10 protein-coding genes are annotated in these 12,507 nt (G+C 68.4%); 2 read left to right on the top strand and 8 right to left on the bottom strand.

Annotation, left to right across the window (positions count from 1 at the left end; all coding sequences use genetic code 11):
• Positions 1 to 40: 40 nt before the first annotated feature.
• The 4 genes from QOD90_RS24690 to QOD90_RS24675 form a co-directional block, all read right to left on the bottom strand.
• Entirely contained in the window at positions 41 to 589 is a 549-nt protein-coding gene (locus QOD90_RS24690) for a YceI family protein (RefSeq protein WP_526354020.1), read from the bottom strand.
• 90 nt (positions 590 to 679) lie between these two features.
• Positions 680 to 1,849 (bottom strand): DmpA family aminopeptidase, encoded by a 1,170-nt coding sequence (locus QOD90_RS24685; protein ID WP_526354018.1) that lies wholly within the window; start codon positions 1,847 to 1,849, stop codon positions 680 to 682.
• A gap of 39 nt (positions 1,850 to 1,888) precedes the next feature.
• Positions 1,889 to 2,344, bottom strand: coding sequence for a DUF2231 domain-containing protein (locus QOD90_RS24680; protein ID WP_526354016.1), 456 nt, complete (start codon positions 2,342 to 2,344; stop codon positions 1,889 to 1,891).
• 112 nt (positions 2,345 to 2,456) lie between these two features.
• Positions 2,457 to 5,054, bottom strand: coding sequence for a bifunctional FO biosynthesis protein CofGH (locus tag QOD90_RS24675; protein WP_526354015.1), 2,598 nt, complete (start codon positions 5,052 to 5,054; stop codon positions 2,457 to 2,459).
• 188 nt (positions 5,055 to 5,242) lie between these two features.
• Here QOD90_RS24675 and QOD90_RS24670 point away from each other — a divergent pair, with 188 nt between their 5' ends.
• Positions 5,243 to 6,265, top strand: a complete 1,023-nt coding sequence (locus QOD90_RS24670; protein ID WP_526354013.1) for a hypothetical protein — start codon at positions 5,243 to 5,245, stop codon at positions 6,263 to 6,265.
• On the opposite strand, the gene QOD90_RS24665 is transcribed toward QOD90_RS24670, so the two are convergent.
• A complete protein-coding gene (locus QOD90_RS24665; protein ID WP_526354011.1) occupies positions 6,262 to 6,693 on the bottom strand; it encodes a hypothetical protein in 432 nt (143 codons plus the stop codon). The genes QOD90_RS24670 and QOD90_RS24665 overlap by 4 nt on opposite strands.
• A gap of 115 nt (positions 6,694 to 6,808) precedes the next feature.
• A complete protein-coding gene (gene mshB / locus QOD90_RS24660) occupies positions 6,809 to 7,699 on the bottom strand; it encodes an N-acetyl-1-D-myo-inositol-2-amino-2-deoxy-alpha-D-glucopyranoside deacetylase (protein ID WP_526354009.1) in 891 nt (296 codons plus the stop codon).
• A gap of 22 nt (positions 7,700 to 7,721) precedes the next feature.
• Here mshB and QOD90_RS24655 point away from each other — a divergent pair, with 22 nt between their 5' ends.
• Positions 7,722 to 8,951: a chloride channel protein gene (locus tag QOD90_RS24655; protein WP_526354007.1), complete on the top strand. Its 1,230-nt coding sequence runs from the start codon at positions 7,722 to 7,724 to the stop codon at positions 8,949 to 8,951.
• A gap of 3 nt (positions 8,952 to 8,954) precedes the next feature.
• On the opposite strand, the gene QOD90_RS24650 is transcribed toward QOD90_RS24655, so the two are convergent.
• Both QOD90_RS24650 and QOD90_RS24645 read right to left on the bottom strand, forming a co-directional pair.
• On the bottom strand, positions 8,955 to 10,784 hold the full coding sequence (locus QOD90_RS24650; protein WP_526354022.1) for an ABC transporter family substrate-binding protein: 1,830 nt from the start codon (positions 10,782 to 10,784) through the stop codon (positions 8,955 to 8,957).
• A 112-nt stretch (positions 10,785 to 10,896) separates the two neighbouring features.
• Positions 10,897 to 12,507: GTP-binding protein (locus QOD90_RS24645; RefSeq protein ID WP_526354005.1), on the bottom strand; the 1,611-nt coding region annotated here is incomplete at its 5' end.

Genomic DNA, 12,507 nt, shown 5'->3' with positions numbered 1-12,507 from the left:
CAGTCCGTTGGCGGCCGCCAACGGACTGCTCGGCAAGGAGTCAGGCCTGCTTGAGGGCTTCGATCTCGATGGTGATGGTGACCTTGTCGCCGACGACGGCGCCACCGGTCTCCAGCGGCATGTCGATGTCGATGCCGAAGTCCTTGCGGTTCAACACGACCGACGCCTCGAAGCCGGCGACCTCACCATGGCCCATGCCGGGGTTGACGCCGTTGAACTCGAGCTTGAGCTCGACCGGCTTGGTCACGCCCTTGAGGGTGAAGTCGCCGTCGAGCACGTAGTTGCTGCCGTCGGCCCGCACGCCGGTCGAGACGAAGGACGCGGTCGGGAACTTCTCGACGTCGAAGAAGTCGGCGGCCTTCACGTGGGCGTCGCGTTGCTCGTTGCCGGTGTGGACCGAATCGACGGCGATCTCGGCGGTCACCGACGGCGTTCCGTCCTCGGCGACGGTAATCGCACCGGTGAACGTCTCGAAGCTGCCACGCACCTTGCTCACCACGAGATGCCGCACCGAGAAGCTGATCGACGAGTGGACGGGATCAAGGGCCCAGGTGCCAGCGCTCAGATCGGTGGCTACTGCTGAAGTCATGCGTACGTCTCCTTGGCTTGGGGCCGGCCTTCCCGGCACCTCACCGAGTCTAAACGGACCACAGTCCGAATTTGTTCCCCGGCCCGAAATCTACTCGGCGGCTGGCCGAAATAGTGGCGTCAAGGCGTCGATCGGCAGCCGCGGCGAGCGGTGGCCATCCCGTCCCACCATGTCGTCGTTCACCACCAGCGCGTTGAGCACCGCTTCCTCCACGGACTGCACGACCGCGGCGTAGAAGGCATCCATCCGCCCCCACGGGATGAAGGTCATCGTGCCGAACTCGTCGGCCGCGGGCGGACCGATCGGGAAACTACTCCCCAGGCCGTCGGCGTCGGCGGTCGAGAACGCCAGGAAGATGTCGCCGGAGAAGTGACTACCGGTCGTGCCCGTGCGGGCCAGCCCAAGCGGCACCCGGCGGGCCAACGCCTTGCACTGCCCCGGCAGCAGTGGTGCGTCCGTCGCGATGATCGTGATCACAGATCCCGCGCCTGGCGGTGCCCGCAGTCCGAGATCCTCGGCGAACCAGTCCGAGTCCATCGGGTTGTCGTCGGCCAGCAGTGGTCCGACGTGCCGGCCCGCCACGGTCAGCTCGTGGCGCGAGCCGAAGTTGGCCTGCACGAACGCGCCGACGGTGAAGGAGCGAGCGCCGTACTCCACCACCCGCGATGCGGTGCCGTTGCCGCCCTTGAACTCGTAGCAGTTCATCCCCGTGCCGCCGCCGACCGAGCCCTCTGCGACGGGGCCAGAGGTAGCGGCATCCAGTGCCGCCTCGACGTGTTCTGGCCGCACGTGCCCGCCGTTGATGTCATTGAGGTAGCCGTCCCACGTCTCGCCGCACACGGGCAGCAGCCACTGGCGTGCGAGCTGCGGCCGGACCCGGTTCACCCAACTCACCACACCGGTGTGGCAGGCACCCACGGCATGCGTATTGGACAGCACGACAGGCAGATTGAAGGCTCCAGCCTCTTCGATCCAGGTGGTGCCGGTCATCTCGCCGTTGCCGTTGAGTGAGTGCCAGCCCGCGGCGCAGGGCCGCCCAAGGCCGTCGCGCCCGCGGGGCAGGATCGCGGTGACTCCCGTGCGCACCGGGCCACTGCCGACGCGCAGCGGGCCGTCGCCCTCGATCAGCGTGACTTCTCCGACTTCGACGCCCGCGACGTCGGTGATCGCGTTGAGCGGACCGGGCTCACCGGTCAGCGGAATTGCGAGTCCGCGGGCGCGCGGGCGGCCGTCGGCGGTGTGTGTCTGAGGTGGGGTCACACCCTACGAGTAGCACGCGTGCGCCCAGTTGGCGCGCTGTCAGCCGCCCCAGACCGATTGCGCACCGGAGTGCCCGATCCGGGCGACGGTGACGATCGAGGAGACCCCGACGAGAACGGTCACGACGGCGACCGCGATCACGAGCGCCTTGCGCGGCCGGTCCGAGCGGCGCTCCAGTACGTGCAGCACCACCAAGGCCAGAGCAACGACGAGCAGCGCCACCGAGAAGTAGATCATCCAGTCGCCGCGTTCGGCGTGCTCCGCAAGGATCGGGCTGACACTGCGCCGCTGATCCTTCAGCCATTCACCGGCATCCGTGGTGATGGGCGTCAGAATCGTCGTCACGCCCGCGAGGGCGAGCACCAACCACACCAGGTTCCGCCGCGCCGCGGGCCAGAAGCCGCACAGGATCTCCAAAACCGCGGTCAGCGGCGCGAGAACGACGATGGCGTGCACTAGCAGGGCGTGGGCGGGCAGTCCCCAAAGGGTGGTCACGATGCTCCTCGGGCTCGGCAGTAACGACGGTGGTCCGTCCTCTGTATACGTGCCGAACCTGGCACCTGGTTCAGGACTCGCGCGCTTGCTCGCCGCGAGCGCGCGCGTTCTGCTAGGCGGCCAGCGGCGCGTAGGTCGTGCTGCGTTGTCGTGCCGGACGGCCGATGCCCTCGGCGATCGCCACCAGTTCCTCGACCGACTTCGCCGACCCGTTCTCCGACCCCGCCATCCTGGAGATGGTCTCCTCCATCAACGTGCCGCCCAAATCGTTCGCACCACCGCGCAGCATCACCTGGGTGCGCTCGACACCGAGCTTGACCCAGCTGGTCTGGATGTTGGAGATCCTGCCGTGCAACATGATTCGGGCCAACGCGTGCACCGCACGGTTGTCCCGGTGCGTCGGGCCCGGCCGCGCGCCACCAGCCAAGTACAGCGGCGAACTCTGATGGACGAACGGCAGTGGCACGAATTCGGTGAAGCCGCCGGTGCGGTCCTGGATGTCGCGCAGCACGTTGAGGTGGCCAACCCAGTGCCGCGGGGTGTCGACGTGGCCGTACATCATCGTCGAACTGGATCGCAGCCCGACTTCGTGCGCGGTGGTGATGACCTCGATCCACGCCGAGGTCGGCAGTTTGCCCTTGGTCAGCACCCAGCGGACCTCGTCGTCGAGGATCTCCGCGGCCGTGCCGGGAATGGAGCCAAGCCCGGCTTCGCGGAGGCTCGTCAGCCACTCGCGGATGGACGTCCCGCTCTTGGTGACGCCGTTGGAGATCTCCATCGGCGAGAAGGCGTGCACGTGCATCGACGGCACCCGCGCCTTCACCGCGCGCACCAGATCGGCATAGCCGGTGACGGGCAGTTCGGGATCGATCCCGCCCTGCATGCACACCTCGGTAGCGCCCGCGACGTGCGCTTCCCACGCGCGGTCGGCGACGTCGTCGGTGGACAGCGAGAAGGCATCCGCATCGCCCTTGCGCTGCGCGAACGCGCAGAACCGGCAGCCGGTATAGCAGATGTTGGTGAAGTTGATGTTGCGGTTGACCACGAAGGTCACGTCATCGCCGACCACGTCGCGGCGCAACGAATCGGCAAGAGCGGCAACGGCATCCAGTGCCGGACCGTCGGCGGTGGCCAATGCGTGATACTCGTCGTCGCTGAGGCCGGCCGGATTGGCCTCCGCGGACCGCAGCGCGGCCAGCACGTCGGTGTCGATGCGCTCGGGTGCGCGGGCCGCAAGCTCGTTGACCTTCTCCCGGATCGACTCCCAGTCGCCGAACGCGCTACCGAGGTCACTGCGCGTCTCGGTCAGCCGGCCCTCCGAGTCGATCGCCGTGTGCAGATCGGTGCGTCCCAGCGACTCGGTCGCCTCGTCGGGTTCCTGCCACGGCCGCCCGACCGGGTTGACGTCGCGGGCGAAGCCGGTCTCGGGATCGGCCAGGGCGGCGACGTGGCCCTGCACCCGCGGGTCGATCCACGCCGCACCCGCCTGCACGTACTGCGGCTGAGCGGTCAGTCGTTGCACCAAGTCGTAACCCGCCTCGGCGGTGACGGCAGCCAACTCGTCCAAGGCCGGCCACGGCCGTTCCGGGTTGACGTGGTCGGGCGTGAGCGGGGAGACGCCACCCCAGTCGTCGACACCCGCGCCGATGAGCGCCAGGCACTCGTCCCGCGACACCAGGTTCGGCGGCGCCTGGATGCGCATCTTCGGTCCGAGTACCAGCCGGGTGACGGCGACGGTCGCCAGGAAGTCGTCGATCCCCGCGTCCGGGGTGCCCGCCATCGCGGTGTGGTCCTTGGCCCGGAAGTTCTGCACGATGACTTCCTGCACGTGACCGAACTCCTTGTGGGAGCGCCGAATCGCGTGCATCGTCTCGGCCCGCTCGGTGAGGTTCTCGCCGATGCCGACCAGCAGTCCGGTGGTGAACGGCACCGACAGCCGACCCGCGTCGTCGAGCGTGCGCAGTCGCACGGCGGGATCCTTGTCGGGGCTGCCGTAGTGCGCCAGCCCCTTCGTCTCGTACAACCGCCGCGACGTGGTCTCCAGCATCATGCCCATCGACGGTGCGACCGGCTTGAGGCGCGACAGCTCCGACCAGCTCATGACGCCGGGGTTCAGATGCGGCAGCAGCCCCGTTTCCTCGAGGACCCGGATCGCCATCGCCCGGACATAGTCCAGCGTGGAGTCGTAGCCGCGTTCGTCGAGCCACTGACGCGCCTCGTCCCACCGCGTCTCGGGTCGGTCACCGAGAGTGAAAAGTGCTTCCTTGCAACCCAATTCGGCGCCACGACGCGCGACGTCGAGGATCTCGTCGGGCTCCATGTACATGCCCTTGCCCGCCGCCTTCAGCCGCCCGGGGACGGTGACGAAGGTGCAGTAGTGGCACGTGTCGCGGCACAAATGGGTGACCGGAATGAAGACCTTGCGGGAGTAACTGACGGGCAGCTTGCCCGTCGCACCGCGACGCCCGGCGGCCTCGAGGCCCGCATCGCGAACCCTCGCCGCGCTGGCCATCAGATCCTCGAGGTCGGCGCCGCGCGCCGTCATCGCGATCGCCGCTTCTTCGGCGTTGAGCGCCACCCCGTCACGGGCACGTCGCAACACACGGCGAAGCGCAGCGGGAGTCGGCGACGCGCCGGGCCCCAACGTTGCTGACTTGGATGGGACCACGGGGCTGGGCAAATCGGCACCGCGCTGGGGGTTCAGAGCCACTCCCCTGTAACCCCGGGGTGGTCGAGAATCATCCGCGGGTCTCACAATCTGAAACCAATGCGCCTGGCATAGGGGTCACAGTAGTCCCAGCACTCCGACCCCGGGTCGCGCCATGTCCCCACCCCGCCGCTGACACCCGCGTAAGTTGAGCGCCGTCGGGACAGCGGCGTCTTAGGGGGATTTCAAGCATGGGCATTTCCGTCCGTTCATACCTGCTCGCGGGGGTCTCCGTGCTCGCCGCGGCCGTGATCGCGATTCCAACGTCAGTTCCAGCGGCGATGCCTACTCCCGCGCAGGCCCACCCCACTGACGTGCGGGTGGAGCGAGTCGATCTGGCCGCGTCGGTGCGCTCGCTGGTGACGACGACGCCGAATCCCGAGCACTTCGCCGCGGCGACGGCTGCGATGGCCAGGATCGATCCCGCGGCGATGGCGGCAGCGGCTGCCCCGGTCCCACTCAACGCGGCCTCCGATTGGATCGTCTCGGCTTACCAGTTCATTCAGCCCTGGGTGACCTACGGCGTCCAGGTCGCCGACTACGTGCTCGGCTTCATCCCGTTTGGATATCTGATCGCCGATCAGGTCAACATCGTCTACTACAACCTCGTCGTGCCGATCTCCGACAGCATCGTCTACGGCCTCGTCGTGCCCGTGGTGAACGATCCGTTGAACTTGGCTTCCTACGTCAACGGGCTGGTCGCCGTTGGCCAGGCCTCGATCAAGGCGCTGATCAACTTCGGCATCGCCGAATTCAACAACTTCTTCGGCTGGCTGATCCCGCCACTGCCGCCACTCCCGCTCGCGGCGGCGCGGACGGGGTCGCCGGTAGAGGCGACGACGTTGGCCGCCGGCCTGGACCCAGCAATCACCCCGGATGCCGAAGCCAAGGACGCGCCAGCCAGCACGCCGGAGGTGAAGCGCCCGAAGGTGAAGAAGATCGTCGACGTCCCGCCCGCGGCCGCCGAAACGGCCGCCACCGAAACGACTCCGCCGAAGACAACGGCCGACGACGAGGTCAAGGGCGAGGTCCGCGGCGCCGCCCACGAGGCCCAGAGCGGTACGACGACGACAGCCACCAAGAAGGCGCCGGAGCGCAAGCATGCCTCGTCCGGCGGCGTCGACACGGCGGCCAAGACGACGAAAACCTCGGGCCCGGACACCAAGGGCGCCGACAAGTCCGCCCACAAGGGCAATAAGGGCGACAAGGGCTAAGAGTCGGCCTTCGACGTCAGCCGCCACCACAGGTAGGCCGGCGGGCCGGCACCAAGCACCACGAAGATTAGCGGCGCGAGCTGCATGACTCCCGCGCCGCTGAGGACGATGTCATCGCCGGGCCCACCAAGCGTCAGGCCGAGGGCGGTCACCAACCACGCCCACAGTGGCAGCGCCGCGAGCCGGGGGGTGGGCGCCCACTGCAGCGCCGCCCACACCAGAGCGGCGTTGACCAGCCCGCTGATCAAACCGCTGACGGGTAACGGAATCGCTCCGATGTAGAGCGGGAGAAGGAAGGCGCCCGCAATTGCCGACAGGACGCCGTCCACGGTCAGGACGGCCAGTACGACGAACCGCAGCGAGCTTGGGAAGCGAGCGGTCAGGTGGGAACGCTGTCGATCAGTCCCACCATGCCGGCGATCGTCCACTGCAAGCTATCCAAGCGGTCCTGCCAATGTTGCAGGTTGGGATCCAGGTCCGGGTCCATCGCCATCCCTTCCTCGAGGCCGCTGATTGATCGCAGCGTACCCCTTCCGGCCGCGGCTATCCCAGGTTCAACCCGGCGAGCAGGTCGGTTTCCCAACCGCGACCGTCGCGCTCACCGGCCGCCCCGTCGACGAGCACGAAGTGTTCAGTCGCCGGTATCGGCAACGCGACGAGGTTCGACAGCGCGCAGGCCCTGCCGCCGACCTCGACGCTGACCTGAGTGGCGTGGGCACGAAGCGCAGCGACCTTTGCGTCACGGCTATCGGGCGCGTCGACGACGGCATCGATGTCGGCGTCTTGGTAGGCGTCCACGACGGTGACGAAATCGTCCGCCGATACCCGGATCCAGTCGTCGGGCAGATCGATCTCGGCCAGTTCACGCATGCCGACGTCGACCGCACTGCGCGCCATGACGGTCCAGTAGAACTTGGGCACGCGCCAGGGCTCACCGGGATGACCGGCATCCGCCGCCGCGGCCACGGCGGCCGTCGTCACCTCGTTGGCGTGAATGTGGTCGGGGTGTCCGTAGCCCCCGTTGGGGTCGTAGGTGACGACGACGTGGGGCCGCAGCTCGCGGATGATCGCGATGAGCGCTCCGACCGACTCGGCCGGGTCGGCGTCGGTGAACCTCTGCCGGTGCCGCGCAGGCGTGCCCGTCATTCCAGAGTCGCGCCACCGTCCGGCGCCACCGAGGAACCTCGCGCCGTCGACACCCAATTCTGCGAGGGCACAGGTTAATTCGCTGATGCGGTAGCCGCCCAACTGATCCGCACCGTCGACGGCCAACTGGGCGAAGCGCTCGCCGATGACTTCGCCCTCCTCGCCAAGCGTGCAAGTCACCACGTGTACCTCCGCGCCGTGGGCGACGTAGTGGGCGATGGTGGCGCCGGTGGTCAGCGTCTCGTCGTCCGGGTGGGCGTGGACGAACAACAACCGTGGATTCTCCATTGACACAAGATAGGTTCACCTGGTGACGCGGCGCACCGTTGAGTACGGGTGTGCCGTCGTGACGGTCGGACTTCTGGCAGGTGTCGCCGGCGCGGCGACCACACTTCTGCTGCACTGGGTCGAGCACCTCGTCTACCACTATTCGTTCGGCACGCTGCTGACGGGAGTCGGTGACAGCAGCCCGGTCCGGCGCGCCGTCGGCCCGATGATCGGCGGCGCCCTTGCCGGTTTCGGCTGGTGGCTGCTTCGGCACCGCGGCGACGTCCCAGGGCTGTCGGCGACGATCGCCGAACACCGGCCGATCCCGCGGTGGCGGATGTCGATCGACGCCGGGCTGCAGGTACTGCTCGTCGGTTCGGGTGCGTCCCTTGGTCGAGAGGGCGCACCCCGTCAATTGGCTGCCGCGCTAGGCGATTTCGGCACGTCACGATGGTCCTTGACGCCGCGCGACCGCGAGATCCTGCTCGCCTGCGCGGCGGGGGCCGGCCTCGGCGCGGTCTACAGCGTCCCACTGGGCGGCGCACTGTTCGCGGTCCGCATCATCCTCGGTACCTGGCATCCGCGGGCCGTCGGCACGGCGCTGATCACCTCGAGTCTGGCCGTCGCGGTGTCGTCGCCCGTCACGCACTTGGGACATTCGCTGGTGTGGCCCGATCCGAAGCTGTCGTATCTGTTCGTGTTCCTCGGATGCGCAATGGCCCCGTTGGCGGTCGCCGTGGGGTTGGCGTTCGACAAGCTGATGGCGCTGGCCCGCCCGGAGCCACAGCTGCGGTCCTGGATGCTGATTCCGGCGGTCGCCCTCGCTGGCCTGGCTACCGGCATCTGCTCGATCTGGTTGCCGGAGTTGCCTGGCAACGGCCGCAGCATCCTGACCGTCAGCGTCGACGCGACCCTGACGTTGGGCGGCGCGGCGGCGATCCTGTTCCTCAAACCATTGCTGACGGCGCTCTTCCTTCGGACCGGCGCGGTCGGCGGCATGATCACGCCCGCGCTGGCGACCGGCGCCGCGGCGGGCACGGTCGCCACGCTGGTGCTCAATCAGCTCGCAGGCACGCACATTCAGATATCCGCGGTGTCGCTCGCCTGCGCGGCAGGCGTCCTGGCCATCACCCAGCGCGCGCCCGCCTTCGCCGCTCTGTTCGTATGGGAACTCGCGCGCCCACCCCTGTGGCTGTTCGTCGTCTTCGCCGCGGCGGCGTACACGGCCCACGGCATCCGACTGCTCCGAGAGCGCAACCCAGCGAAGAGCTGACCCCTACGGGGGTCCCTTGACCCACTTGCCCGCATCGCCGACGATGCCGACGGGCACGGCCCCCGAGAGACTCACGTTCTGGACGTTGGGCGCCGCGGCGACGATGGTCGTGTCCTGAAGGATCGGCAGCACGGTGGACATGTTCCACAGCCGCGGCTCGACGGCCGTGAGCACGTCGCCGATGGACTGGCTGCCGTCGAGCGCGGCGTCGATGTTCGGCTGAATGCTGCGGTCGCAGATGCCGGTCAGGTTACTGGGAACCTGGACGAGCTGATCCGGCTCAGCGGGAGGCGTCGTCGCCGTCGGGGTGGTGGTGGCCGTCGGGGGCGGTGCGGTCTTCGTCGTGGTGGGCGTCGACGGTGGGCCGGACGTCGGTGTGCTGGTGGACGGTGCGGTCGACACCGCGGTCGCCTCGAGTGCCGGGCAGCCGAAGCGCGACGCCAGTGCAGTGGCGAGGTCGCCGCCGGCCTGACGCCAGCCGACGATCGCATCGACCCGGTTCTGGGTAAGGGCGTCGCCGTACAGCGCCGGTGGATCGAGCGCGAGCACGGCCGTCGCGATGCCCACGCTGCGCAGCTGGTCGGCGGCCGTGTTGGCGACGGCCACCGACGTTGGGTCGTTGGCGGCGACACCGATCACGAACGTCAGCTGTTGGCCGTCCTTGCTGATGCGACCACGGGTCGGGGGCGGCGAGCCGGGCGTCGGTGGCGGCATCGGACTGGTCGTCGAGGCCTCCTGCTCGACGGTGTAGCCACTGGCCCGCAACAGATCCAGCGCTGCCTCTCGAGAGAGGGCGGGCGGCGAGGTGGGAACGTAACCCGGATCAGACGGCGAGCGCACCTGAGCCTGCGCGAGGGTGACCGTGTTGTCGCTGCCCGCGCCGACCGCGGCGAGCAGGTCAACGTCGAGCAGACCGAGAATCGCCTTGCGCACCTGAGAGTCCTGCAGGTTGGGCTGCTGTGCGCGCAACGTCACCTGCATGACGCGCGGGGTGACGATGCGCGCGGTGCGGACGTCGGGGATCGCACCGAGCTGGATGAAGGCCGCCTGACCGCCGTGCACCTGCGCGACCTGTGTGTCGCCGTTGCGGATCGAATCGGCGAGCACCGCGGGCGCACCGCCGCGGCGGAACAGGATCTGGTCCGGTTTGGCTGGCTCCCCCCAGTACCGGTCGTTGCGCGCCAGCAGGATCTCGTCGCGCTGCGGATCGATGCTGTCGACGCGGAACTGGCCGCCGGTGACCGGAAGCGTCCGCAGCAGTCCCGCCGCGAACCCGCCAGGGACGTCCTTGACGATGTGCGCGGGGAGGATGTCGTTGAAGAGTTCCCGCCACGCCGGGTAGGGCTGCGAGAACGTCACGACGGCAGTCTTGCCGCCCTCCAGCGACTGAACGCCGGTGATGAGGTCATATCCCGCGGGGTCGACGACACCGGGCGCGCCGACCATTTGGCGCCACAGGTACCAGTAGTCGTCAGCGGCGATCGGCGCGTTGTCCGTCCACTGCGCTTCCGGCCGGATCTTGTAGGTGACGGTGAACGGGTTCTCGCTCGTCACCTCCGCGGATTCCAGCATGGTCGGATCGAGTTCCCAGCGCGAACCCGTCGGCGAGTTCGGATCGGGGATCGGCCGGAATGAGCTCGGCAGGACCAACGACGAGATGGCGGCGTTCACCGGCGACTGGTCCGAAAGCAGGTGCGGGTTGAAGCCGGGCCCGATGGCGTCGATCGCCATGATGATCTGCGACGCCTTGAGCGGTGGCGGCGGCGTGCTCTCGGTCGTCTCGGTGCTTTGCGGCGCAGGCGGCGGGCTGACCGTGCACGCCGTGACCAGCATCAACGTGGAGATCAACGCGCCGGCGACGACGCTGAGTCGTCGCGAAGTCGTCGGCACGGTGTTCAGGTTATCGGCACGCCGGGAAGCGGCTGGTGATCGTCGACGTCCGGCGTCAGTTGCGGGTCTTCTCGCGGGCCTTGGTCCTGGCTCGCGTGGTCGCGTTCAGTTCCGCCTTGCGGACGCGGACGTACTCGGGGGTGACCTCGACGCACTCGTCGTTCGAGCAGAACTCCATCGCCTGTTCCAGGTCGAACTCCAGCGGCCGGTCCAGCGTCACGAACACATCGGCGGTCGCCGACCGCATGTTCGTCAGCTTCTTTTCCCGGGTCACGTTGACGTCGAGATCCTCGGCGCGCGGGTTGATCCCGACGACCTGGCCCTCGTAGGTGTCCTGGCCGGGTTCGACGAAGAACTGACCACGGTCGGACAGCTGGATCATCGCGAACGGGGTCACCGTGCCGGTGCGGTCCGAGACGAGCGATCCGGTGTGCCTGGCGCGGATCTCCCCGGCCCAGGGTCGGTAGCCGTCGAACACCGCGTTGGCGATGCCGGTGCCGCGGGTGATCGTGAGGAAGTCGGTGCGGAAGCCGATCAGCCCACGGCTGGGCACGATGAAGTCCATCCGGACCCATCCCGCGGCGTGGTTGGCCATCTCCTCCATGCGGCCCTTGCGGCCGGCCATCAGCTGGGTGATCGCGCCGACGAACTCGTCGGGGCAGTCGATGGTCATGGCCTCGTAGGGCTCGTGCAGCTTGCCGTCGATGGTCTTGGTAACCACCTGCGGCTTTCCGACGGTGAGCTCGAAGCCCTCGCGGCGCATCTGCTCGACGAGGACGGCCAGCGCCAGCTCGCCGCGGCCCTGGACCTCCCACGCGTCGGGACGATCGATGTCGACGACCTTGATCGACACATTGCCGATCAGTTCGCTGTCCAATCTGTTCTTGACCATCCGGGCGGTCAGCTTGTGCCCGGACACCTTGCCTGCCAGCGGCGAGGTGTTGGTGCCGATGGTCACCGAAATGGCCGGCTCGTCGACGTGGATGCGCGGCAGAGCATGCGCGTGTTCGGGGTCGGCGAGGGTGTCGCCGATCATGATCTCGGGCATGCCCGCGACGGCGACGATGTCGCCCGCGATCGCCTCGTCGGTGGGAAGCCGCGTCACTCCCTCGGTGGCCAGCAGCTCGGTGATCTTGGCGTTGGTGACGACGGGGACGCCGTCGACCTCACGCATCCATGCCACGGTCTGGCCCTTGCGGAGCTTGCCCTTGTAGATGCGGACCAGGGCGAGGCGGCCGAGGAACGCCGAGGCGTCCAGGTTGGTCACCAGCGCCTGAAGTGGGGCCTCCGGATCGCCCTGAGGGGCGGGGATGTGCTCGAGCAGCACGTCGAAGAGGGCATCGAGGTTCTCGCCTTCCGGATTTTCGCCGTTGGCGGGCTCGATCAGGCTGGCGATCCCGGCCCGGCCCGAGGCGTACAGGGTGGGCAGTCCGAGGGCGTGCTCGGCTGCCTTCTGCGCTTCGTCGTCCAGGTCGGTGGCGACGTCGAGCAGCAGGTCGTGGCTTTCGGAGACGACCTCCGCGATCCGGGCATCGGGGCGGTCGGTCTTGTTGACCACCAGGAGCACCGGCAGATGCGCGGCGAGCGCCTTGCGCAGCACGAACCGAGTCTGCGGCAGCGGCCCCTCGGACGCGTCGACCAGCAGCAGCACGCCGTCGACCATCGA

The organism is Mycobacterium sp., from assembly GCF_032161845.1.
Lineage (GTDB): Bacteria > Actinomycetota > Actinomycetes > Mycobacteriales > Mycobacteriaceae > Mycobacterium.
This window is presented reverse-complemented; position numbering and strand designations above follow the sequence as displayed.